This window comes from Streptomyces sp. BR123 (assembly GCF_013401435.1).
Taxonomy (GTDB): domain Bacteria; phylum Actinomycetota; class Actinomycetes; order Streptomycetales; family Streptomycetaceae; genus Streptomyces.
Genome location: NZ_JACBGN010000029.1, coordinates 1 through 22608, shown reverse-complemented (window position 1 = coordinate 22608; position 22608 = coordinate 1). Strand labels below are relative to the sequence as shown.

Here is a 22608-nt window from a genome sequence, read left to right as displayed (position 1 = left end):
GGACCTCGCCTCGCATCGAGGTGGGTCCCGGTGTCTGGGTGGCCCTGGCCCCCACCTCCCAGGACACGCCGCTGACCCTTTTCACGACCGCCGCCGACCGCAGCACCGCCCGGCAACTGCCTGCGCAGCGGCGCACGGACCGGCTGCGCGCCCGCGGCCTGCTCCGGGCCCTGCTCCGGGACCGCTTCCCCGCCGCGGCATGCGCCGACATCGGCTACATGCCCTCCGGACGGCCGGTCCTCCTCGGCCACCCACGGCTGGGCATCAGCGTCAGCCACGTCGCCGACGCCTGCGCCGTCGGCGTGGCTCTCGACCGTGCCGTCGGCGTCGACGTCCAGTCCCCGCCGCAGGACGTCTCCGACCAGCTGCTCCGCTGGTCCGTGCCCACCCGCCGGAACCAGCTCGCCGCACTGCCACCGGCCGACCGGGCCCGCGAGTTCACCTGGATGTGGACCGTGAAGGAAGCCTGCGGCAAAGCCACCGGAACCGGCCTCGCGGGACCCGCGTTCAGCCTCGACGTGCCTCCGGGCGGTCGGGCCGGCAGCTGGGGCGACTACCGCTGGGTGAGCCTGCGACACCAGTCACCGATACCCCTGACCTGCGCCTTCAGCAGCACCGAGAGAGGAACACCCCAGTGACCGACCAGCGTTGGCTGCACCCGCTCGCGGCCGCCGAACCGCACGAGCACGACCCACTCGCCCGCCTGGTCTGCCTGCCGCACGCCGGCGGTTCCCCGTCCGCCTTCCGTGACTGGCCCCGGCACCTGGACTCCCGCATCGAAGCCCTCGCCATCTGCTACCCCGGCCGCCACGACCGCTTCGCCGACCCCGTCGTCACCGCCATGGCCGACATGGCCCGGGAAGTCGCCGCCGCCCTCGCGCCCCTCGCGGACCGCCCCCTTTGGCTCTTCGGCCACAGCATGGGCGCCGCCATCGCCTACGAGACCGTGCGCGTACTGGCCGACGTCCACGGAGTGCGGCCGGCCGGCCTGGTCGTGAGCGGTTTCCCGCCCCCGCACCGCCTCCCCACGGGCAACGCGATCCACCTCCAGGGCGACGACGCGATCATCGCCGACGTACTGGGCATGGGCGCGGCCGACCGCGCCGTGCTCGCCGAACCGGAACTGCGGGAACTCGTCCTGCCCGCCCTCCGGGCCGACTACACCCTCATCGAGACCTACCGCCCGGCTCCCGCAGAGCCCCTCGGCATCCCTCTGATCGTGGCCTACGGCACCGACGACGAGGACGCCGCCGGCCCGGCTGACGAATGGGCCCGGCACTCGTCGGGCAACACCGAGAAACTGCCGCTCCCCGGCGGCCACTTCTACCTCCAGGACCGCGCTGAGGAACTGCTCTCCCGCCTCTCGCAGCGCATCCTGGCCACGGCCGGAAGGAGCTGAGCGCCTTGGCCACGAAGAGCCGGCTCCGCCCCTGGCTGCTCTCCGGCCCGCCCCGCCCCGGCGCCGCGCAGCTGTACTGCTTCCCGCATGCCGGCGGAAACCCGGTCGAATACCTGCGCTGGGCCGAACTGCTCCCGTCCGTCGAACTCCACGTACTCCAACTGCCCGGCCGCGGCCCCCGCCACCACGAGCCGGACAGCGACGACATCGACAGCCTGGTCGCCGCCTTGCTCGCCGATGCAGAATTCGGCGGACCGCAGCGCCCCTACGCGTTCTTCGGCCACAGCTTCGGCGCCCTGCTCGCCTACGAAACGACCCGCGCGCTGCGCGACGCCGGCCGCCGCCTCCCGGAAGAACTCGTGGTGTCCGCCTACCCGGCCCCGCACATACCGCACACCACCACGGACCCCGGCCGGCTCTCCGACGCCGAACTCCTCCGCGCGGTGGCCGACCGCCACGGCGGAATCCCCCCGGAAATCATCGACTCCCGCCTGCTCCGCGCCCTGGTCGCCCGCCCCCTCCGCACCGACCTCCGCCTGATCACCGGCTACCGCCACCGCCCGGCCGTACCCCTGCCGGTCCCGACAACAGTCCTCGCCGGCACCGCCGACCGCCTGACGGTGCAGGCACTGGCCGCCTGGCAGGACCACACCCTGGAACCCCTCACCCTCCGGATGTTCCCCGGCGGCCACTTCTACCTCCGCGAGCACGAAGCCCGCTTCCTGACCTGTCTCCAGGACCTCCTCACCCGCCAGACGCCCCCCACCGCCGAGGCCGCGAAGCCGAGGCCGCCTGGCCCCTCCCGAACCCGACAGTTCTCGAGTAGCGCGTAGCTCTCACGAATCGTCCCGAGCTCCCGTCCGGCGGTGCGCGCCACAAGGCGGCCCTGAACACCCCGCGCGGTCGGATGTGCTCACCGCGATCAGCTTGCCGGAGAGACTTCCGGCGATCCCCCTGGAGTGGGCTGCCGGTGCTGGTTCGCGTATGCGCATGTGGGCTATTTGGCAGTAAGGATCGGGTTGATCCAGACATCAGCGTGAGTTCGCGTGACGCGGGCCTGTATTGAACGATGCTTCCCGACCCTCGCAAAAGACGTTCTGAAGCCTCGTTGCAAAGTTGTCGTCAGCAGACCTGGCGCAGCCGGTTCCACACCCCGGCGCCTCGCGCCAGTCCCGCAACCGGCGCCAGCACGTCATCCCGGGCCCGAAGCCGAGCTCCTGCGGCAGCCACTCTCCCCGGGTCCCGGTGTGCAGCACGAACAGGATGCCCTGCAGGCAACCACGGTCCTGCCTTCTCTTGGGTGCTCTGAGCTCGCACAGCCGGCGGCCCGGAAAATAGGGTGCGGTCGACTGAGCTGGGTTGATAGGTAAGCGATGTGACAGAGAGTCTTGAGTATTCCGCCCTGCTGCAACTGATCGACGAGCGGTCGGCCGCGTTCCGGAGTGCGGTTGCCGCCGCGCCCAGCCTTGACGCGCCGGTGCCGTCCTGTCCCGAGTGGACGTTGTTCGATCTGGTGCAGCACCTGGGTACGGGCCAGCGCTGGTGGGCCGCGATCGTCGCCGCGGGCCCGGCCGCGGCTCCGCCGGCCAAGGATGCCGGGGAGGTGCCGCGCGAGCTCGAGGCGCTGCTGGCGTGGTACGCCGAGTCGAACGAGCTGCTGCTGAGCGCGCTGCGCGAGGCTGGCCCGGAGCGCGGGTGCTGGGTGTGGTGGGGCGCCGGCGTGTCGCCGGCGAATGCGTGGGGCGTTGCCCGGCGCCGGGTGCACGAGGTGCTGGTGCACACCTACGACGCCCAGCTCGCGGCAGGCGCCGTGCAGCCGATGCCGGCGGACGTCGCGATCGACGGCGTGGCCGAGTTTCTCGACACCTGCAACTCCACTCCGGCGGCCTGGCCGCACGAGGCCGCCACCATCCACTACCACGCCACCGAGGGCCGCTCCTGGCTCCTCGCGCTGGACGGCACCGGCGCCTGGCCCGCACCCCTCCCGGACGACGCCGCGCCCGCCTCCGCTTCGGCCACGGGCACGGCCGAGCAGCTACTGCTCTTCGTCTGGGGCCGCCTCACGCTGAGCGACCTGAAGATCGAGGGCGACCGACAGGTGTTCGAGCGGCTGATCGCCTGGGAGCCCGAGGAGTAGCCGGTCAACCCCGCCAGCGGACGGCCTCGATGAACATCGCGAACAGCTCCGCCTCCGCGCGGCATCGGCCGGGTACGGCCCTGCGCACCGGCGTGCTTCCTGCCACAGCGCAGCTGCCACGGGTGGGGGAGCCGGTTCCGCCTGCTCGTCGGTGCGACCCGATCCTCCCCGGAAGCGGCCGCTTCTCACCGATGAATTGGTCGCAGGCACCGCCGCGCCGCGTCCGTGAAGGAACCTCACACGCGTCGGCGCACCGGCTGTGACGGGTCCGGCTCACTGGATCACCGCTGTCCCCGACCGGGGGGCGGGCGCGGACGGGTTGCTCGCAGCCTCCGGTCCTGCTGCCCTCTGCGGCCCGGTGGCCGAGGGCGCGTCGGTCTCGTCCACGTGGAACAGGCGGGCGATCGGGACGTCGGTGCTGCTGTGGGCGATGATCGAGAAGGCGATGCACACGGCGATCAGCGTGTACGCCTGCTGGCCCTGGGGGATGCCGGCCTGGAGGACGAGCAGTCCGTAGACCACGGAGGCGAAGCCTTTGGGGCCGAACCAGGCCGCCACCAGCTTCTGCCGGCGCTCGAAGCCGGTGCCGATCAGCGACACCAGCAGGGAGGCGGGGCGGATCAGCACGATCGCCAGGATGACCGCCGCGTACCCGCCCAGCGACAGGTCCCCGAACAGCTGCGGGGTCAGGAGCGCGCCGAAGACCAGCAGGGCGGCGAATTTGGCCAGCTCTGCCAGCGACTCGCCCAGCGGCTCGAAGGCAGTCTTGTCCTGCGGCGAGACGGAAGCGAGGACCGCGCCGGCGGAGAACGCCGCCAGGTAGGGATTGGCGTGGGTGAGGTGGCACAGCCCGTACAGGATGATGCCGGTGGCCAGCGCGAGCAGCGGCTGGAGCTTCGGCTCGGCACCCAGCAGCCGCAACCGCACCAGGGCGGCGACCGCCAGCGGCAGCGCCACGCCGGAAAGCAGACCCAGCGCCAGTTCCAGGCTGATCATGCTCAGGGATGCTTCGGCGTGCTTCGAGGTCGGTCCGGCGGCGGCGATGAGGAGCAGAACCACCGGCAGGGCGAGGCCGTCGTTGATGCCGCTCTCGACGTTCAGTAGCTGCCGCAGCCTGGCCGGCACTTCCTTGCGGCCCACGATCGCGGAGGCGAACACCGGGTCTGTGGGCGCGAGGACCGCGCCCACGAGGAAGGACGTCGTCCAGTCCAGGCCCGCCAGGTAGTGGGTGATCAGCGCCATGCCGGCCATGGCGAGCGGCATGCCCAGGCCCAGAGCGCGGGCCGGGTTCTTCCAGTTCTCGCGCAGCTTGGGGAACGAGACGTGCATGCCGTCGGTGAACAGGACGGCGAACAGAGCCAGATCCGCGGTGACCGCGACGATCTCGCTGTCGGCGGTGATGTGGACCAGCCCGAGGAACCCGTCGCTGACCAGCGCTCCGCCGAGCAGGAACAACAGCGAGGTGGACAGCACGGTCCGGGCGGCGAGACCGGACAGGAGCACCGCGATGAGCAGTGCGACACCGAAGACGGCGACGAGTACCACGACAGGAAGCCCCGATCTGCGAAGAGAGTTGTCCCCTTGTTCGCCGACCAGACTTCCCGGCACGCCGGGACGGACTTTACACCTTCCTTACGCGACGTTGACGGGCTGTGTACGGCAATCTCGTGGCAACCCTCGTTGCCGGGCCTTGACCTGGCGGAATCAGCCGTCACCGGGTAGCTTCCTGGAGCGCGTCGGGATCGACGCTGGTGTGCCGGGAAGTCTGGTCGGCGAGCAGGGCCCTGTGCCCGTGTCCACCCCAGCTACCCGGAAGGACCAGTAATGCGCCGACGTCCCACGCCGCTCACCGAAGGACGCGCGGGGGTCCTCCTCAGTGTGATCGGCGCACCGGTGACCCTCGCAGGTGTCGTTTTCCACCTCCTGCCCGGGCCGGGCTTCCCTCTCCTGGTTGTCGGGACGGCACTCCTGATCACCGGACTTGTCATGATTGCCGCAGAGCGCGGCCGTCACCGCTGACTCCGCGACCTGCAGAGGGAACCTACGCAATGAACTGGCAGTGGATCTTTCTGATCCTGTTCTCGCTCACCCTGCTGCCTGCAGGCATCGCCCTGCTGGCTGGATGGGCGCCGCGCAGCCTGCGCACCGACGGCATGCCCGTGCGGTCACAAGGGGCGGCCTTGCTGCTGATCTACGCCACCGTTCCCGTCAACGCAATCCCCCGCCTGGCCGACGCATCCGCCGCCATGGTCCTGGCGTGTACCGCGGGCGGCGGAGCGCTGGCCCTCACCGGTGCCCTGGTGCTGGCCTTCGCCGGCCGCCGACAGCAGGGCCGGACGGGGCATCCGGCTTCAAGAACTGCCGACTGACGGCCGGCGCCAAGGCAAGTCGATTCCGAGCCGGTCGTTGATCGCGGGCGACCAGAGCTTTCAGTGTGTTTCACGAGGGGGAATGTGCATGCGTGCGAACAACCGGTGGAGTGCGAGGACCGCAGCCCTGGTGGCCGGTGGGGCCCTGCTGGCGTCAGGTGCAGGCCTGTACGGTCTGCACGCGACCGGCACGTGGCCGTTCCCCTCCACCTACTGCTGGGGGGCTTGGCAGGAGGACAGCGGTGCTTCCTTCCTCGGGAAGGAAGCACTCGGCAAATCCGGCTCGAAGCGCCGGGCCACCGAGTCGGCCCCGCCCTCGAACACCGGCAACAAAGCCACCTGCACAGTCGCCATCACCTCGTCCCTCGCCGACAGCCACTCCGACGAACCGCTCACCTTCGACGAACGCGTCATCGTCGAGTACGGCCCCGCACCGCAGGCGGTCGAGGAACGCCGCGCCTGGATCGCGCACTACCTCGACGGTTCGGCCTCACCGCTTCCCGACGGCCTGAACGGGCTGGTGGCCGGCGACAGAGCCATGCTCGTCCTCCCGGAAACCTGCGACGTGGGCGGCACGCCGTCCACGGTCACGATCCGCAGCGAGAGCTGGGGCGACGGACACCTGGGCAAGAAGGCCATGCCCTTCGCCATCGGCAACCGGATGCACGTCGCCCGCATGCTGCTCGACGTGGCCGACACCACCATGGCGAAAGCCGGCTGCGCGCCGACCGAACCTCTGCGCCTGTCGTCACCCATGGCGGTCGTCGCGGAGAAGGACGACGGCGCCGCCAGCCCGCTGTGCCGGATACCCGGGCTGACGTTCGAGTTCGGGAAGGGCACGAACTACCAGCAGCACGTGGGGGCCGTGGAGAGGCGGCTCCAAACCTGCTCAACGGTCTCGCGAACGCGGGGGAGGCCCGACGAGCCGGCGGCACAGTTCGTCATGGCCGCCGACCCCCGCCTGGCCGCTCTGTTCGACGGTCTGCCGGAGGGTGTCGACCAGGGCCTGGTAAGAGCCACGTGCGACGGCCAGCGGACCGTCTTCTACGGGAACATCGCCTCCGCTCTCAAAGGCCGGGCCCGTCCCGATGACCGGGGCGTGTTCACGAGCTTCGTCCAGTCGGTGGGCAAGCGCATCGGATGCCGGACCGGAGGCGTGGCGTGATCGGGGACGGAACAGAGGAGCAGGCAGTGGCGGACAAAGAAGACAGCCTGACCCCGCAGCCGGCGGGCAGCAACCCCGTGAACCCGCGGACGGATGCGGAGGACCTCCAGGGCAGCGTGAATGACCAGCCCGAAGACACCGGTGAACCGGGCCCGGGGCAGGAGCCGGAGCAGGTTCGGCCCGCCACGCCTGCTCCGCCCTCGCTTGTCCGCCGACTCCTGAGGAACCGGACCGCACGCGCCACCGCGGCGGGAGTGCTCGCAGGCGCCCTGCTCGGTGCCGGGACGGTCGCCTGGCAGACCGACACCCTGCCTCTGCTCACGCCGGCGCCATGCTGGGACTCCTTGAGTGACAAGACCGTCTCCGCTCTCTTCGGGGACCGCAGGACGCAAGTCGAGGAACAGCGGTTGCAGGCTGATCCGCGGGGCAACGGCCTGTCTTATGGCCAGTGCCGCATCACCAGCTACAAGGACGACAGGGCCAGGCGCCAGCTGACCGTCAAGGTCCACAAGCTCGATGGCCTACGAGGAAGCGACGCACGCCAGTGGCCCGAGGAGTTCCTCGCAGCAGGCATGACGTCCCTCGGACAGGGACTGCCCGGCATGGTGTCGCCCTCCCGCGCCTGGCTGGCGGTACCGCAGTCCTGCACCGGCAGGCCCGGCTCGTTCGAAGGGCCGGTGGTCGTCGACGCCGCCATGGGGCCTGCCGGCTTCGACACCGCGGCGGAGTACGCACAGGAGGACCGCACAGCCCTGGCCCGCGCCGTGGTGGAGGCCACCAACGGCGTCATACGCGAGCTTGGCTGCTCCGGCACGTACCGCGGGCCCGACCTGCCCGCGGACGTCGCCACCTGGCAGGACACGCAAGCGGAGGCCTTCTGCGGGATCAAGGGCCTCACCCTCCCGACGGAGTACCGCGCGGATCTTGCGCGCACTCGCACCAGCGGCCCGGGCACCCCCGCCCGGATCTGTGAGGTCGGCGGCACCTACCCCAAGGCCAGGCTGCGGCTGACGACGGTCATGGACCCTGCCCTGGCAGACGTCTTCTCCCAGGACGTACTCAAGGGCGGCACACCGTTCAAGGGCGCCAACGGCTACGGGGCGTTCAACGTGACCCGGGCCGTGTACCGCGCACGCTGCCAGACCGGCGACGTGATCTTCATGGCGGAGCGGAAGGACAACCTCGACAAGGGCGGCGATGGTGTCCTGCGCGCACTGGTTCCCGCATACATCGAGGCCGAGGCGGAACGCATCGGCTGCGCACCGGACAAGGTGACACTGCCCGGGCCTTGAGCCGATGGAACAGCCTTGAAGCGCTGGGGGTCTGGCGACAGCTCGGCGGATCGGCGCCTTCCCCGCCGTGGGCGGTCAGCTCGCCCTGACGTGGAGGACGTGGCCAGTCCCTGTCGCAGGGCCGCGGCGAAAGTCCGCATGCGCGCCGTAGCCGGTATCCGCCGTCAGGACGGCGGGCGCCCGATGCCGGCGAGTTCGTCGAGCATGTCCAGGGCGAACTGCCACCCCGGCCGATGGTGTTCCTCCTCAGGGATACGACAGCGGCACCGCCGGCGGCGGTCCTCCGCTTTCCTGCCTGTCCACGTGACGGGCGGGAACGGGCTCCCGTGCAGCATTACGGGCTGTGCCGGAGGCGGCGTGGCACTGCCCGTGGGAGCCGCTCATGGGAGGTCGGCGCGACCGAGCCATGCCGGCTTCACCGGTATGCCGTCGTCGTCGCATTCCATGGTCGGCGGCGGTGGGACCGGCGGCGTTGCCGGCTCCCCAGCGAAGGGCGGCACGGCTTCTTCCGCGTCGGGGGAAACACGGTCTTCCGCTTCGGGCGGTTGGGGGCGGTCGCTGTCCTCGATGAGCTCGGCGAGGGTGAAGCGGGTGACGTACGACTGCCAAGCGCCGTTGACGACGAGGAGGAAGCCGTCACCGTGACGGAAGAGCCGGCGGCGCTTGGGGCTGCGCGGGTGTTCCGGGCAGTAGGCGCGTGCCCGCCTTTCCAACTCTGCCAGCGCCGCCTTCTTGTCGCCCTCCACCTGTGCCATCACGAAAGCCTCGATGTGCTTGCGCTCGCCGGCACCCACCGTGGTCTCGAGCACCAGTCCCCACGTCTCCATGGCCGTTCTCCTTCCCTGCTGATCGGGTACCACTACGGTGCCGCCTGCGCTGCCGCACCGGACCCGATGGCGGTACCCCGGACCAACGGGCATGGGTGTGGCCGTGCCCGCCCGAACCGGCGTACACGGCCACACCTCATACAGCACTTCGCTTCGGCGACCGCGCTCAGTCCGTGATGGTGATCGCGCCGTTCGGCGACTGAGGCGCCGCCTCAACCTTGCCGGCCGTCAGGCCGCGCAACATCGCGCTGAGGTCGAGGCCGGTGGTGGAGCCCAGCAATTCCACGCCCTGGGCGACGTTGTCGGCAACAGTACGGGTGAGCTTGCCGGCGCCGTCCGTGGAGATGACGGTCATCTTGTCGATGGCGCCGAGCGGTTCGGCCGCCTTGGCGACGATCTGCGGCAGCGCCTCGACCAGCATCTGGACCATCGCCGCGTCGCCGTACCGCTCGTATGCATCGGCCTTCTTCTGCATCGCCTCGGCCTCGGCCGTGCCCTTGGCGGCGATGGCGGCCGCTTCGGCGTCGCCTTCCAGGCGGACGGCGTCGGCGATGGCGGCACGCCGGGCACGCTCGGCCTCACCGCGCTTGGCACCCTCGATGGCCTCCGCCTCTGCCAGAGCCTGGCGGCGCTGCTTCTCCCCCTCACCGGTCAGCCGGGCCCGCTCCGCCTCCGCCTCTGCGGCGGCGATCGCTGCAAGCCGCTCGGCCTCGGCCTGCTTGACCCGGGCGACGCGCTGGGCCTCGGCCTGCTGCTCGGCCTCGTAGCGGCGGGCGTCGGCGGGCTTGCGGACCTGCGTGTCGAGCTGGCGGTCGGTCAGAGCGGCCTGCCGTTCGGCGACCTTCTCCTGCTCGGTGAGGATCTGCTGCTGCCGGTCGGCCTCGGCCAGCGGACCGGCAGCGGCGGCCTGAGCGGCGGCCGCGTCGGTCTCGGCCTTGATCTCGGCCTGCCGCAGGTACAGCGTGCGCTGGGCGACCGCGATCTCCTCCTCGGCCTTCAGCCGGGCCTGCTCGGCCGCGCGCCGGGCGTTGGCCTCGGCGATGTCCGCCTCCTGCTTGGCGCGGGCGGCCTCGGGGCGTCCGAGGTCCTCCAGGTAGGAGCCTTCGGTGGTGATGTCCTGGATCTGGAAGGCGTCCAGTACCAGGCCCTGCCCGGACAGGCTGGCCTCCGCCTCCTCCGCGACCTGGCCGGCGAACGCGGCACGGTCCCGGATCACGTCCTCGACCGACATCCGGCCCACGATCGCCCGCAGCGCACCGGAGAGCACTTCCTGGGTGAACCCGACGATGCCGTCCTGCTGCTGGAGGAACCGCTGGGCGGCGGCCCGGATCGCGTCCTCGTTCCCCCCGACCTTGACGATCGCGACGCCTTCGAGGTGAGCCTTGATGCCCCGCAGCGTGACCGCACCGCGTACCGCGACGGGGATGTGGCGGCTGGAAAGATCGAGGCTGTAGCGCTGCTGGACGAAGGGCACGACGAACACGCCGCCGCCGACCACGACCTTCTGGCCGCTGTTGTCGGTGAAGACCTGTCCGGTGGCCGGGTCCGTTGCCTTCTTTCCGCGCCGGCCGGTGATGATGAACGCCTCGCTGGGCCCGGCCACCTTGTAGCGGGTGACGACGACGAGGGCCAGCAGGACGAGGAGTACGAGCACCCCGACGACGGAGACGACAACTGGATTCATGGTGGATTCCCCCTGCCCCCGAGGCGGCAGATAGATGATGATGGGCGGAAGAGCCGAAGGCGTCGGGTCAGTGCTCGATCGCGCGGACGGTCACGGACGTCGTGGAAGCAGCCGCCGTCACCCAGACTTCGGCACCCCGCTCCAGTGGGGCCTCGGCGGTCGCGGCGTACTTCACCGGCTGACCGCCCAAGGACAGCAGCACCTCGCCGTACCCGCCGTCCGGGATGGCAGTGACCACCCTCCCGGCCGAACCGACCACATCCGATCGGTGTGGGGCACGGCCGCTTCCGTCGCGGAGCAGGGCGCGGCTGAACCGGTACGTCGCCCAGCCCGCGCCCGCTCCGGCGACGGCCCCCGCGGCGGCTGCCGCTCCCGGCCCGAGTCCGGTGGACCCGAGCACGATCGCCCCCGTGAAGCCGAGCATCGAGACGAAGCCCGCGACCACCGGGAGCGACAGCCACCCGTCGAACAGTCCGTCCAGAGCACCGTCGAAGACACCTTCCAGCGCCCCCTCGAACACCAGCGAGACGGCCAGCAGCACGATCCCCCCGATGCCGAGACTGAGAAACAAGCCCATGGCACCTCCCCCGTCTGACCGCTGTTCCCGCCGGATGCCGACAGGTTGCCAGGGAGGTGGCGGTGTAGACATTGCCTGCCGTCGGCAATCTTTACGCTGCTTTAACGCACGGTGCTCGGTGCTCGGTGCTCGGCGTTCGGCGCGCTGTGCGCCGTGCGCTGTGCGCGGGTCTCGGGCGAGCTCGGCGAAGGCTTCGACCGAGTGGGGTCCTTCCCGTGATGATGACGACGTCGCCCTTCTCGACCACGGTTTCGGCGGTGGCATGGCGGGCCTGGATGAGGACGATGAGGCCGGCCGAGTCGCACAAGGACCAGCTCGCCGAGATCGACGACGATTTCGCCGGGATCGCCGGGCTGGTGATCGGCCTGTTCAAGGCGTCGGCCAGCATGGGCCCGCTCGAGGTCCTGGGTCGCATGGTGCACGATCAAGTGCTCCGGTCTCGCCGCTCCGTCGCTCTCAAACGCCGGGTAGAAACAGTCCGAAATCGACCAGGCGTCCGTCGACGGGATCGACGCCTCCGGATGGGGAACGGTCGGCAAGAGCGCGTAGCTGTGCGGGGGTGAATCCTGCCAGGGCACGGAAGTCGCGGGTCATGTGTGCCTGGTCGTAGTAGCCGGACAAAGTCGCCCGGTCAGCCAGCGACCGGCAGGCGTCGGCCGGCAAGGTGAGCGCCCGTTGAAACCGCAGGACCCGGCTGACGGATTGCATCGGCAGTCCGATCTGCTCGCGGAAGAGCACCTGTAAACGCCGGTTGCCGACGCCCGTGGCGGCAGTCAATTCTTTGACGGACAACTGACCGTGGCACCCGCGCAGTCGACTCCATGCCTCGGTGACCGCTGGCGAGGGCGGTGGAGCGTCCATCATTCGCCGGGCGAGAGCGTTCTCGATCACCGCCCAGCGCCCTTTCCAGTCCGGAACCGCAATGAGCTGCTCGGTGAGGCTCGCTGACCATCCGGTGCCCAGCACCTCATCCGGGTGTATGTAGTTGTTGGCCAGGCGGTGCAGCGGCAATCCCAGGATCATGTACGCGCCGAGCGGAGTGAACTCCACCTCGACCGCCTGCGAGATGCCCTGGTAGCCACCCTTTACCGGCGCTGTCTGCAGACCGGCGAGCAGCGCGTGCCACGTCGTCCGCCTTGCCGGTACGCCCCGGGCGGCGTGGGACAGAGCCAAGGGATCACCCCAGCCCAGGATCAACGTCACCGTGGCCGCCGGAAGAGTAAGCCTGACCGGCCCCCGCTGCGTAGTGCGATGACCCCTGTACATCACGACCTGAGCCCGTAATCGCTCCGAGGCGCGACGCTCCACATGCTCGCCGCTGTTCGTTGACTCCATGGACGCTTCAACCTCCTCTGCGCCGCCGTGTTGGGCGCGCGTCATGAAGAGAGTGCGCCTTTGTACAAGGCGAACGCCCGGGCCCCGCAGCAATCTGGACACCACGGACGCTCGCGCGCCCGTCATCTGTTGTGCGGGCCGGGCCTCCAGCACCTCGCATCAGCGACCTCCCGCTGGGCGTCCCCTGCCGGGCAACAGCCTCGGCAGACCTCCAGGAAAGGAAGAGAGCATGCGCACCTCAGCGAAACGAGCCTTCACCGCAGTCGCCACCGGCGCGGCCGTCATCATGATGGCCGCGGCCGGAGCCTCAGCCGCCCCGGCTTCGGGCGCAGCCAGTGCCGCCGGGACCCCGGCACCCGCAGGGGCCCCGCGTTGGGAATTCATCGGCGAGTTCCCCAAAGCGCAGTGCATAGAGCTGCGGGACGCCTATGCCGGCAAGGCCAAGTGCGTCAAGAACGCCGGCGGCCTGTACGACCTTCTCGTCTGGGTGTGATCCCCTGACCCCGGGCCGGTTCGCGAGAAGGTCACCTGAGGGTGACCACACGGTGACCCGCAGGTCCGTGAGTGCAACTCGCTGACCGGTACGAACCGAGCCCGGTCCCCGCGATCCCGTCGTGGGGACCGGGCCCCGCCGTTCCCGATCCGTCCGCGACTGGGGGCGCAGCAGTCGCACGGTCCGGGTCAGTGCTCGTAGAGGGCGTGCATCACGTCCCAGAACTGCTCGGGCCGGGTGGCCTCGCAGCCGTCGCAGCGGTACCGCTCGAACCAGAAGCGGGCCGGGCCGTCCTGCTGGGCCGGACTCTCGGGCGCGGCCGAACCGGGGGCGGAGCGGCCGCGAACACAGCGGGCAAGAAGGGCCTGGGCGACGTTGCCGAGCGCGGACGCGGGTCTCGGACCTGAACCCGTCGAAGGCGTATGGGCCCACCTGGAGAAGTTCCTGGCCAACCTCGCACCACGGTTCACTGTCGGCGGCTTCTGCCGGTCAGCAGCCGTCCGAGCGGCCAGGTGGTGATCAGCCGGTCTGCTTCCAGGCCGATCCGTGCCGCACGTGCGTACCCCGTGCTCTGCCAGTGCAGCTGTTCGGGGGCGTGGGCGTCGGTGTCCACGGCGAACCGGCAGCCTGCGGCGGCGGCCTGTACGAGCAAATCGTCCGGCGGGTCGCGCCGTTCGGGTCGGCAGTTGATCTCCACTGCGGTACCGGCCTCCGCGCACGCGGCGAACACGGCCTCGGCGTCGAAGCGGGACGGCGGGCGTCCCCGACCGGTGATGATCCGTCCCGTGCAGTGGCCCAGGACGTCGACATGCGGATTGCGCACCGCGGCCAGCAGGCGGGCGGTCATCGGCTCGGGCTCCGAGCGGAGCTTGGAGTGCACGGACGCCACGACGATGTCGAGCCGGCCGAGCAGGTCCTCGTCCTGGTCCAGCGTGCCGTCCTCGAGGATGTCGCACTCGATGCCGGTGAGCAATCGGAAGGCGGGGCCCAGCCTGGCATTCACGTCGGCCACGGCCTCCAGTTGGCTCTTGAGCCGGTCCGGGCTCAGGCCGTGGGCGATCGTCAGCCGCGGTGAGTGATCGGTCAGAACGGCCCACTGGCGGCCCAGGGCGCGGGCCGCCTGGGCCATCTCCTCGAGCGGGCTGCCGCCGTCCGACCAGTTGGAGTGCAGGTGGCAGTCCCCGGTGCTGGAAGCCGCCAGGTCCCAGCCGGCGCGGGCGTCCGGCCCGGCTTCGGCCTGCAGGCGGGCGAGGTAGCCCGGTACGGCCCCGGTCGACGCCTGGGAGATCACCTCGGCGGTGACCGGGCCCACCCCGCGCAGTCGTCCGGCCCGGTCGGCGTCGACCGGGCCCGGTGGCAGGTCGCGGATGGCGTCGGCCGCCGTATGGAAGGCCCGCACCCGGTACGGGGACGCCCCGCGCCATTCGAGGAGGAAGGCGATCCGACGCAGAGCTTCGTCCGGATCCATGCCTCCAGTGTCGGACCGCCGAGGGGAGCGCACCCGGCGGACTCGGCGCTGACCTGGCCCTCGCCGTACGGTGGAGACAGGCGGCGGCCGAGCGGCCCCGCCGCCCGGCCGCCCGCAACGGCGCTCCGACCCTCCCCCTTTCGGCGCCCTGCGGGCCGAGCCGCCGGCGTGTCAGTCGGGGGCGGATTGTTCTGGGGTTGCCTGTTCTGCCGGAGGTAGTTGCAGCGGAGGGAACAAGCGGTCTTCCAGAGCGGGCAATCCGACCAACATGAGGAGCAGCATCGCCGGGACGAGCATGGCTATCACGATCACGACGCCTCCCCGCACGTCAGCGCTATGGCTGTTGCTTGGCGGCAACCTGGTCACGCTCAGCGTGAGGCCGAATGGGGTAAGCGGCACCTCGGGCATGTCTCGCATCGTCCGAATGGGTGACGTCTTGCCGTGCGGATGCGTGACCGCGCGGCGGCGGCAATCATGCGGTATCCCCGGAACACCGGGCCCCACCCGTACCGCCGCCGAGGCCGGACGGGCGCCGGTGCGCTACGACGCGGTGCCGTCGAGGTCGCGCACTGTCCGGCCGACATCCGTGTCTGCCTCGCGGCCGCCGGGTCGGAGTACGCCGAGGACGTGGACTGACCGACTTCGACTTCGACTTCGTGGAGTGGAGAGGTATTCGGCCCGAGGGGTGGGAGCCCTCCCGATGAGCCGGGATTCCTCGCTGCCAGACGGCGCCCAAACGGTGGAGGGGTTGTAGCGGAGCAGAGGGTGCTCTCGGCGGGGGACCGGGGGTGTGACTGGGCGAGGAGACGTCGCGCAGAAGGTGACCGGAGTGCTGCACGCACCGGCGACTCGGGTGTGTCAAGTGCGGTTGCGGTTGCGGTGGGGGTGGGGCAGGCTGGTGGCCATGACGGATTCTCCTCGCACCACCCGCGTGGTCCTGGCCCCGGACGAGGCCGCTGAGCTGGACCGCCTGGCGGCGGCCGTGACCGAGCACGCCGAGGCATTGGAGCGGGCCCGTACGGCGCTGGGGCGGGCGGCCGGACGGATCGCGGCCCGCTACGACCGCGGCGGGCCCGCCGCAGTCGCGGTGGCGGTCGGCTGGTCCCGCCAGCATGTGTCGACCCTGGCCGCCGCCCACCGTGCCAAGACCGAGGCAGCCGACGAGGTGGAGGCGGCATGAGCACGGCCCCCGAACCCCCCTCCGAGCCGGCCGGCCCGCAACCGCCGGCGACGGCCGAGGACCTGCGCGCGGCTCTGGCCCGGCTGGCTCCGGACGCGGTGCCGACCTTCGACGCCGAGCGCGCTACGGCGGTAGCCCGTGCCCGGGAGCAGGTCAGCTCCGCCCCGATGCGCCGCTTCCTGCGCCAGTGGGCCCTGTACGTGGCCATCGAACGCCACCCCGACCAGGCGGCTCGCCTGCGCGCCCTCGAGGACCGGGCCGCCCATGCCGCCACCCCGGCCGAAGCGGCGGCGATCGCCGCGGAGATCGGCCACATCCTCGACAAGGCAGCGGCAGAGGCCGGCATCCCGCTCGGCGGAGCCCGGTGACCGGCTGGCGGTGGGAGTACGACCCGAACGCGGATGAAGTCATCAAGGGCCTGCCCGCCCATGTCACCGCCGAAGTCGAGCGCCTGGCGGACGAGCTCGTCGCCCTCGCAGGCGTCGGTGTCGACGTCACCGACATCGGCGAAGGCGGCCGCAAAGGCGTCCCCGGAGGCCTGCGCCGAATCCCACTCCTGGACGACGGCTGGTTCTACGCCCTGCCCTTGCACCGCATGGAGCTGATCGCGATCGTCCGGGTCATCCCGCCCTACACGGACCTTTAGCCAGAGGAGAGCGCGACACCATGTTGGGCATCACCCGGCTTCCAGGTGTTGCAGCCCCGCGCATGAGACCCGGGGCCATCGCGGCCCCGGGGTCTGGCGTCTCCGGCTCACCGGCCGGACAGCATTGGCGTCAGGCCCAGTCGATGCCGAGCGCTCGCCGGGCGTGCAGCTGCTCCGTGCCGAGTTTCGATGCCCGCGCCCTGTCCCGGATGCGGCACTCGAACGCCTGGCTGTGGTGACGATGCCGGGCATCGTCCACCGAGCGGACCACCCGATGCCGACACCGGGTGAAGCCCATCGAGTGGGCTCCACTCTCGCGTGCACCACGATGTCCCGCACCGCACTGGGTGCGCACCATCCGGCGATGCGCGGCACTCTCGCGTCCACCCCGGTGCGCCGCGACGGAAGGTGCGTCGGTCAGGGGGACGGCTCGGTGCTCGGCCCACAGCCAGGAGCGGGCGGATTCGGGGACGACCGCCACGGTGCGTCCGAGAGCGATCAGCTGGGCCAGTTGTGTCTGGTCGTGGATCTCGGGGCCGGGGCCGGGTTAAACCACTGAGGCCGTTACCTGATCGGCAAGGCCGCGCATACGCGCCGCGTCAGCTCGCGGCGGCATGCCGAACTGGCGCTTGTACTCCCGACTGAACTGCGACGGGCTGTCGTATCCCACTCGGGAGGCGACGCCGGTCACGTCGTGCGGGCGATTGGCCAGCAGCAGCCGGGCCGCTTGCAAACGGATCTGCTTCTGGAACCGGATCGGACTCATCGCCGTTACCGACTGGAAGTTCCGGTAGAACGCAGAGACGCTCATCCCAGAAGACTGCGCCAGGTCATCGACCCGGAACGTTTCGGCATAGTTGTCACGAATCCAGCCGACCGCCCGGGTGATGTGGGTCAGGCTGCTGTCCGCGAGGCCCAGCTGTCGGACCGCTTCGCCCTGCTCTCCAGTCATCAGCAGCCACAGGATCTCACGCTTGATCAAGGGGACCAGTACCCGACGGTCACGTGGCCGGTCCAGCAGACGCAACAGCCGGACGATCGCGTCGATCAACTCCGCCGGTGCCTCACTGACCGTGATCCCCGGCCGAGTCGTCCGAGTTGAGAGCGGTAGGTCACCCGGCCCTGCTTGCAGCATCAACTCCGCGATGACGGAGGGTTCCAGCGTCATGCCGAAACCGAGTTCGGGTCCTTGGGCGACGCGCCCGACCACCGGTAGATCGGCTGAGGCAACCAGATACTGACCGACGCCGTAGTCGTACACCCTGTGTCCCAGGGCGAGCCGCTTGGCCCCCTGAGCGATGACCGCCAGCATCACGCCGGACATCACGTACTCCGGCTCGGCGTCACGGTCGGCTCGGCAAATCCGAACCCCGTCGATGGCTGTGCTCAGATCAGCCCGCGCATGCCGGCCCAGCAGATCGCGAAACTCGTCGAGAGACATGCTCCCATCTCAGCACGCGCCAGGATGATTCTCCTTCCAGCAGGAGGATCATGCAAGAACACGCGAAGATCGCACGAGTCGCCGGTGCCGGGCCGGACCCGGCGCAGCGAGCAGGACCTTCCTCCAGGTACGGGGGGCGGCCTGCCCGATGGGCTCGGGCGACCCGGCGGCGAGGGGCTGGCGAACCGGGGACGCCTACTCCCCAGCCTCCTCGTAGTGGGCGATCAGCCGGCCGCGGGCGATGGCGTGGAATCGCAGATTGAATCCCACGAGGGCCGGCGCCGCATCCGCGCCCGGGCCCAGCTTCTCCTGGTCGACGGCGTAGACCGTGAACACGTAGCGGTGCGGCCCGTCCCCCTTCGGCGGTGCGGCTCCGCCGAAGTCCCTGCTGCCATAGTCGTTCCGCACCTGCACCGCATTGCCCGGCAACCCCTCAAAGCCCGCGCTTCCGGCTCCGGTTGGCAGTTCAGTGACGTCGGCCGGGATGTCGAAGACCATCCAGTGCCAGAACCCGCTGCCGGTCGGCGCGTCCGGGTCGTAACACGAGACCGCGTAGCTGCCGGTGCCCGCAGGCCCGGCCGTCCAGCTGAGTTGCGGCGACGTGTTCCCCTTCGCGTACACGTGCGCGTCTGGGAGGGTCCCCCCGTCGGTCAGGTCCGTACTGCTGATCGACAACTCCGGCACCGGCGGGTGGAAGTCATGCGGCAGTGGACGTCGTTGTATGACCTGGTCGCTCATCTCTTGATCCCTCTTCGTGCTTCAAAGGACAACTGCCCGGGGGCATGGCCCCATCGGACCACGAACGGGGCGGGAAGCACCCGCTTCCGAGAGGATCGTGCAAGAAGTCGAGACCATCGGGGGAAGGCGGGAAGAGCATGGAGCCGGAGGCTTTGGCGCCGGCGGCGGGTACCGCACCGGTGGGCGCCATGTCCACGTCGCGGTGGGCGCAGACGCGGGCGGTCGCCGTCGGCTGGTGGCGGCAGGTCCACCCGGAGCGGGCGGACGTCGTGGACGTCGAGCTGGTCGAGGCCGGCGGTGAACTCGTCACCGCCCGCGAGGCCGGGGACGAGGCCGCCGAGGCGGAGCTCGCCGCAGACCTCGTCGCCGAGTGGGACGTCGCCGGCCGCGACCAACACATCCACTTCCCCTGGCCCGGCCGCGCGAACGTGCACCGGGCCGGCGCCGCCGACACGGACTGCCCCTACCCGGGCCTCGCCGCCTTGGGGCCGCAGGACGCGCAGGCGACCCCGACCGCCGAACCGGTGTCCGCCCTCGACGAGCACCTGCGTACCCTCCCCGGACCCGACGACCCGGGACGGCGGTTCCTGCTGGTCGTCGACCGGTTCGAGGAGCTGTTCACGCTCTGCGACGACGAGGAGCAGCGGGAGGCCTTCGTCGCCCGGCTCGCCGAACTCACCGGCGTCCGGGCGCTGGTCGTCCTCGTCTGCTGGTTGCAGCCGAGCACTTTCCACTCGTCGTCCGGCGACCGCCGGCCGCCGGGCGGGCGAACGCACCGGGCCGGGGCCGGTGGCAGCACCACCGGTCCCGGCCCTCCCAGGTACAGGCTCGTTACATCGGCTCGGGGAAGATGTCGCCGATGCTCCAGGCGACGCTGAAGCAGGGCGGGAGGTACTGGGCCTCCGGCTCGGTGTCCAGTGCCTGGAGCGCGAGGATCTGGCTCATGGATGCTCTCTCTTTCTTCTCGGGGTTGTGTCGGTCGGTAACTGCACACCTCGGCACGAGCTGCTCGCCGCCGTGCCCAGGAGTTCATGGGACGCCCACCCGGCGCCGTCAGCGGGCTGCCGGGATCGGGGGACGCGCGGGGTGGGGCTCCGTCAGGAGCGGGCCGGCCAGCAGGCGGTGCAGGGCCAGCAGGACGCCGGCTCCGCCACTGGACAGGTCGGCGGTGAACCGCTGCGAACCCGCTCCGAGGAAGCGGACACCGCGCCGGTACGGGACGGCGTACTTCAGCAGGCCGGTCGCGGCGCGCACGGCGTCCCTGCGGGCGGCGTCCGTGCCGGCGAGCTCGGCGTGCCCGGTCAGGAACCAGGTCAGTCCGGCCAGCCCCCGGTACAGGCCCGCCTCCTTCGTGGCGCAGGAGACCCGGATGCCGGCGACCAGCCTCGGCAGCGCCGCGGCGCAGCGCCGGTCCGGCGCGGTGGCCACGTAGCGGGTGAGCACCGCCGCGATCCCGGCCGCGCCCGTGGCCAGGTATGGCATGGCACGGGTGAGCTGCGCGTTGTCGGAGACGGACAGGGCGCCGTCGTCCAGCGGAAAGGTACGGTCCAGCTCCTGGTGGAGCAGCAGGCGGCCCGCCTCCAGCCAGCGGGCCTCGCCGGTGTCGTGCGCCAAGCGGTGCAGGAAGAGGGCGAGCCCCGAGCGGCCGTGCAGCAGGCCGCGGGCGTCGTGCTCGCCGAGGGTGGCCGGTAGGTCGGGGATGCGCAGCAGGTCCTCCCCTGCCGCGGCGGCCCGGTCCAGGTGGCTGCTCTCCCCGGTCAGCCGGTGCAGGGCGAGCCAGCCCAGGCCGACCCCGGCCCGCCCGCCGGCCAGCGTGGTGCAGGAGGCGGTGAGCGGGTGGCCGTCGGCGGCCCGGAGCAGGTCGACGGCCTCGTCCAGCCGGCCGAGGTCGGCCAGCACCCGGGCGGTGCCGGCCGAGCCGACGAGCAGTCCGGGGGGCAGCGCGTCGCGCTGCGCCATCGTGTCGCGGCGCAGCCGTTCGCGGATCTCCTCCGGGACCGCGACGCCGGCGCGGTGCAGGGCGTGCACCACCCCGGCCGTGCCGTAGGCCAGGCACACGTTGTTGGTCCGGAACGCCTCGGGCGAGGGCGCGAACGCCCACTCCGGCCGGTCGGCGTCAGCGGTCTCCAGCAGCCCCGCGGCCACCTCCTCGGCCAGCCGGACGAGGCAGCCGCGCGGATCGGTGTCCAGCTCGGCGGGCGAGGGCAGGCGGCCGGGACCGTCCTGGTCCTGCGCCCGGTCCTCCGTCAGGTGGAAGGCGGTCGCCCGCTGCCACAGGTCCTGCGGCGGAGCCACGTCCGCCAGGTCGCGGCGCAGCAGTGCGAGGTTGGCGGGCGCGTGTTCGGCGGTCTCGTGGAACGGCGCCAGGAAGGCGAGGGCGACTGCCGACGCGCCGTACCGGTCCTGCAGCAGCGGATCGGTGTCGTCCCGGCGCAGGTCGGCCGGTGGCGTGAACCCCGGGGTGCCCATCCCGGACGGTGCCGCGGACAGCGCCGAGGCCGCCTCGAAGTCCACCATCCGGACCCCGCCCGACGGCGTGACCAGGACGTTGCCCAGGCTGAGGTCACCGAACCGGTAGCCGGCGGCGTGCACCCGCTCCAGCGAGGCGTCCAGCGCGGCCAGCAGGCGCCGGCACGCCTCGTAGTACGCGGCGACGGACGCGGCCGTCCGGTCGGCGCGGGCCAGCGGGGAGGACCGGCTCAGCCAGCCCACCAGAGGCTGCCCCGGCACGTACTCGGTGACGAGGAAGTCGTGCTCCCATTCCGTGAAGTGGTCCAGCGGCTCCGGGCCCACTCCGGGGGCGGCCGCGTGCAGCTCGCGCAGCACGCGGTACTCGTGCCGCAGCCGCGCTTGCGCGTCGGTCCCGTCGAAGACCAGGCCGTTGTGGGCGCGGGCCTCCTTGACGAAGACGGTGCGGCCGGTCCGCCGGTCCCGGGCCTGGTAGGCGCCGCCGGCGTTGCTCAGGCGCACCGCGCGGGTCACCTCGTAGTCGCGGATCAGGATCGGGCCCGCGTGCGGCGGCTCCTCCTGCTCGACGAAGGGGTCCGCGATCCCCGCGGGCAGGTGGAAGGCGGGCAGCCGCAGGTCCACGCCCTCGCGGCCGAAGCCGTCGCGGACCAGCCCCTCCCGGGTGCCGTCGGCCCGCAGCCGGCTGCGGGCGCCGAAGGAGCCGTAGCGGTAGTGGACCGTCCGGGAGTCGCGGAAGCGCCGGTCGGTGAGGACGTACGGCCCCTCCTCCCCGTCGAGCGCGTCGCGCAGGCGTTCCAGCAGCCGCCGGGCGGTCGCCGTGTCCGGCGGGTAGACGGCGCAGAACTTGCCCGCCTGGGCCCGCGCGGCGTGCTTGTGGTGGAGGAACAGGAAGAAGAGCCGGGTGCTCAGGTGCTTGAACGGCACGCCTTCGGAGAAGCAGATCCCGGCGACCGTGTCGAGCACGTGCTGGGCCCGGTCCAGCCGCGCCGACACGTGGATCTTCCAGCCCTGCTCGGCGAGTCCGGTGCGCGGACCGCTCCAGAGCGTCCAGATGCCCTGGTCGGCACCGCGCATGCCGGGCGGTACCTCGCCGGGAGCGAAGCGCGGCCCGGGGTCGGCCGCGCTGGTCAGCGGCAGGTAGTACTCCCGGTCCGCGAGCGCTTCGGCGAAGCCTTCGAGCACGGGATCTCCTTGAGGGGTGGAAGGGGGCCACAGCGGTCGTGCCAGACGCTAGGAACGGCGGGTATGGAAACGGTTCGGCGGCGGCATGCGACCGGTATCGGGCGAGATCGCCCTCCTCTGCGGCGCCCGCAGCGTCCTCGTGGGCGGTCGGGGGCGCCACGGGATGCTGCCGGCCCGCTCCAGGCCGGGTCGAGGCGGGGTGGAGG

At 71.3% G+C, this 22608-nt stretch carries 24 protein-coding genes and 2 pseudogenes; 12 read left to right on the top strand and 14 right to left on the bottom strand.

Going from position 1 to position 22608, the window contains the following annotated elements; genetic code table 11:
- The first annotated feature begins 38 nt into the window (after nucleotides 1–38).
- The 3 genes from HYE82_RS07495 to HYE82_RS07485 are packed head-to-tail and all read left to right on the top strand — an operon-like array spanning nucleotide 39 to nucleotide 2232.
- Nucleotides 39–638 carry a 4'-phosphopantetheinyl transferase superfamily protein gene (locus HYE82_RS07495; RefSeq protein WP_179173150.1) on the top strand — a complete coding sequence of 200 codons (600 nt, stop codon included), beginning with the start codon at nucleotides 39–41 and terminating at the stop codon, nucleotides 636–638.
- A complete protein-coding gene (locus HYE82_RS07490; RefSeq protein WP_179173149.1) occupies nucleotides 635–1399 on the top strand; it encodes a thioesterase II family protein in 765 nt (254 codons plus the stop codon). The genes HYE82_RS07495 and HYE82_RS07490 overlap by 4 nt, the downstream gene beginning before the upstream one ends.
- Before the next feature lie 5 nt (nucleotides 1400–1404).
- Complete coding sequence (locus HYE82_RS07485) at nucleotides 1405–2232, top strand: thioesterase II family protein (protein WP_179173148.1); 828 nt, start codon at nucleotides 1405–1407, stop codon at nucleotides 2230–2232.
- Between the two features lie 295 nt (nucleotides 2233–2527).
- Here the strand turns inward: HYE82_RS07485 and HYE82_RS07480 are convergent.
- Nucleotides 2528–2685, bottom strand: a pseudogene (locus HYE82_RS07480) (transposase); the annotation flags it as partial.
- Nucleotides 2686–2774: 89 nt separating this feature from the next.
- Here HYE82_RS07480 and HYE82_RS07475 point away from each other — a divergent pair.
- Complete coding sequence (locus HYE82_RS07475) at nucleotides 2775–3536, top strand: maleylpyruvate isomerase family mycothiol-dependent enzyme (RefSeq protein ID WP_179173147.1); 762 nt, start codon at nucleotides 2775–2777, stop codon at nucleotides 3534–3536.
- Between the two features lie 273 nt (nucleotides 3537–3809).
- Here HYE82_RS07475 and HYE82_RS07470 read toward each other — a convergent pair whose 3' ends face one another.
- A complete protein-coding gene (locus tag HYE82_RS07470) occupies nucleotides 3810–5081 on the bottom strand; it encodes a sodium:proton antiporter (protein ID WP_179173146.1) in 1272 nt (423 codons plus the stop codon).
- A 503-nt stretch (nucleotides 5082–5584) separates the two neighbouring features.
- On the opposite strand from HYE82_RS07470, the gene HYE82_RS07465 reads away from it, so the two are divergent.
- The 3 genes from HYE82_RS07465 (at nucleotide 5585) to HYE82_RS07455 (ending at nucleotide 8362) form a co-directional block, all read left to right on the top strand.
- A complete protein-coding gene (locus HYE82_RS07465) occupies nucleotides 5585–5905 on the top strand; it encodes a hypothetical protein (RefSeq protein ID WP_179173145.1) in 321 nt (106 codons plus the stop codon).
- Between the two features lie 88 nt (nucleotides 5906–5993).
- Nucleotides 5994–7070 (top strand): hypothetical protein, encoded by a 1077-nt coding sequence (locus HYE82_RS07460; protein ID WP_179173144.1) that lies wholly within the window; start codon nucleotides 5994–5996, stop codon nucleotides 7068–7070.
- Between the two features lie 26 nt (nucleotides 7071–7096).
- The gene (locus tag HYE82_RS07455; protein ID WP_309144228.1) at nucleotides 7097–8362 is read left to right on the top strand and encodes a hypothetical protein; all 1266 of its coding nucleotides are present in this window, start codon (nucleotides 7097–7099) and stop codon (nucleotides 8360–8362) included.
- A gap of 164 nt (nucleotides 8363–8526) precedes the next feature.
- On the opposite strand, the gene HYE82_RS39480 is transcribed toward HYE82_RS07455, so the two are convergent.
- From HYE82_RS39480 to HYE82_RS07430, 5 genes are all read right to left on the bottom strand, one after another.
- On the bottom strand, nucleotides 8527–8697 hold the full coding sequence (locus tag HYE82_RS39480) for a transposase (RefSeq protein WP_179173142.1): 171 nt from the start codon (nucleotides 8695–8697) through the stop codon (nucleotides 8527–8529).
- A 45-nt stretch (nucleotides 8698–8742) separates the two neighbouring features.
- Nucleotides 8743–9189 carry a hypothetical protein gene (locus HYE82_RS07445; RefSeq protein ID WP_179173141.1) on the bottom strand — a complete coding sequence of 149 codons (447 nt, stop codon included), beginning with the start codon at nucleotides 9187–9189 and terminating at the stop codon, nucleotides 8743–8745.
- 166 nt (nucleotides 9190–9355) lie between these two features.
- Nucleotides 9356–10873, bottom strand: a complete 1518-nt coding sequence (locus tag HYE82_RS07440) for a flotillin family protein (protein ID WP_179173140.1) — start codon at nucleotides 10871–10873, stop codon at nucleotides 9356–9358.
- A 67-nt stretch (nucleotides 10874–10940) separates the two neighbouring features.
- A complete protein-coding gene (locus tag HYE82_RS07435; RefSeq protein WP_179173139.1) occupies nucleotides 10941–11450 on the bottom strand; it encodes a hypothetical protein in 510 nt (169 codons plus the stop codon).
- A 456-nt stretch (nucleotides 11451–11906) separates the two neighbouring features.
- On the bottom strand, nucleotides 11907–12653 hold the full coding sequence (locus HYE82_RS07430) for an AraC family transcriptional regulator (RefSeq protein ID WP_179173138.1): 747 nt from the start codon (nucleotides 12651–12653) through the stop codon (nucleotides 11907–11909).
- Nucleotides 12654–13014: 361 nt separating this feature from the next.
- Between HYE82_RS07430 and HYE82_RS07425 the strand changes: the two genes are divergently transcribed.
- Entirely contained in the window at nucleotides 13015–13278 is a 264-nt protein-coding gene (locus tag HYE82_RS07425; RefSeq protein ID WP_179173137.1) for a hypothetical protein, read from the top strand.
- Nucleotides 13279–13466: 188 nt separating this feature from the next.
- Here the strand turns inward: HYE82_RS07425 and HYE82_RS07420 are convergent, their stop codons facing one another.
- The 3 genes from HYE82_RS07420 to HYE82_RS07410 form a co-directional block, all read right to left on the bottom strand.
- The gene (locus HYE82_RS07420; protein WP_179173136.1) at nucleotides 13467–13730 is read right to left on the bottom strand and encodes a hypothetical protein; all 264 of its coding nucleotides are present in this window, start codon (nucleotides 13728–13730) and stop codon (nucleotides 13467–13469) included.
- 14 nt (nucleotides 13731–13744) lie between these two features.
- The gene (locus HYE82_RS07415; protein ID WP_179173135.1) at nucleotides 13745–14746 is read right to left on the bottom strand and encodes a PHP domain-containing protein; all 1002 of its coding nucleotides are present in this window, start codon (nucleotides 14744–14746) and stop codon (nucleotides 13745–13747) included.
- Nucleotides 14747–14917: 171 nt separating this feature from the next.
- Nucleotides 14918–15154, bottom strand: a complete 237-nt coding sequence (locus tag HYE82_RS07410; RefSeq protein WP_179173127.1) for a hypothetical protein — start codon at nucleotides 15152–15154, stop codon at nucleotides 14918–14920.
- A gap of 496 nt (nucleotides 15155–15650) precedes the next feature.
- Here HYE82_RS07410 and HYE82_RS07405 point away from each other — a divergent pair, with 496 nt between their 5' ends.
- From HYE82_RS07405 to HYE82_RS07395, 3 genes are read left to right on the top strand one after another with little or no spacing between them, the layout of a single operon-like run.
- On the top strand, nucleotides 15651–15926 hold the full coding sequence (locus tag HYE82_RS07405) for a hypothetical protein (protein ID WP_179173134.1): 276 nt from the start codon (nucleotides 15651–15653) through the stop codon (nucleotides 15924–15926).
- Nucleotides 15923–16294, top strand: coding sequence for a DUF6247 family protein (locus HYE82_RS07400; protein WP_179173133.1), 372 nt, complete (start codon nucleotides 15923–15925; stop codon nucleotides 16292–16294). Before HYE82_RS07405 ends, HYE82_RS07400 begins: the two co-directional genes overlap by 4 nt.
- A complete protein-coding gene (locus HYE82_RS07395; RefSeq protein ID WP_179173132.1) occupies nucleotides 16291–16572 on the top strand; it encodes a hypothetical protein in 282 nt (93 codons plus the stop codon). Before HYE82_RS07400 ends, HYE82_RS07395 begins: the two co-directional genes overlap by 4 nt.
- A gap of 400 nt (nucleotides 16573–16972) precedes the next feature.
- Here HYE82_RS07395 and HYE82_RS37820 read toward each other — a convergent pair.
- From HYE82_RS37820 to HYE82_RS07385, 3 genes and pseudogenes are all read right to left on the bottom strand, one after another.
- Nucleotides 16973–17119, bottom strand: a pseudogene (locus HYE82_RS37820) (LysR family transcriptional regulator); the annotation flags it as partial.
- Nucleotides 17120–18013 carry an AraC family transcriptional regulator gene (locus HYE82_RS07390; RefSeq protein ID WP_179173131.1) on the bottom strand — a complete coding sequence of 298 codons (894 nt, stop codon included), beginning with the start codon at nucleotides 18011–18013 and terminating at the stop codon, nucleotides 17120–17122.
- A 195-nt stretch (nucleotides 18014–18208) separates the two neighbouring features.
- On the bottom strand, nucleotides 18209–18751 hold the full coding sequence (locus tag HYE82_RS07385; RefSeq protein ID WP_179173130.1) for a YbhB/YbcL family Raf kinase inhibitor-like protein: 543 nt from the start codon (nucleotides 18749–18751) through the stop codon (nucleotides 18209–18211).
- A 188-nt stretch (nucleotides 18752–18939) separates the two neighbouring features.
- Here HYE82_RS07385 and HYE82_RS07380 point away from each other — a divergent pair, with 188 nt between their 5' ends.
- A complete protein-coding gene (locus HYE82_RS07380; RefSeq protein ID WP_179173129.1) occupies nucleotides 18940–19629 on the top strand; it encodes a hypothetical protein in 690 nt (229 codons plus the stop codon).
- Nucleotides 19630–19804: 175 nt separating this feature from the next.
- Here the strand turns inward: HYE82_RS07380 and lanKC are convergent, their stop codons facing one another.
- Nucleotides 19805–22402, bottom strand: coding sequence for a class III lanthionine synthetase LanKC (lanKC, locus tag HYE82_RS07375; RefSeq protein ID WP_179173128.1), 2598 nt, complete (start codon nucleotides 22400–22402; stop codon nucleotides 19805–19807).
- Nucleotides 22403–22608: the final 206 nt, after the last annotated feature.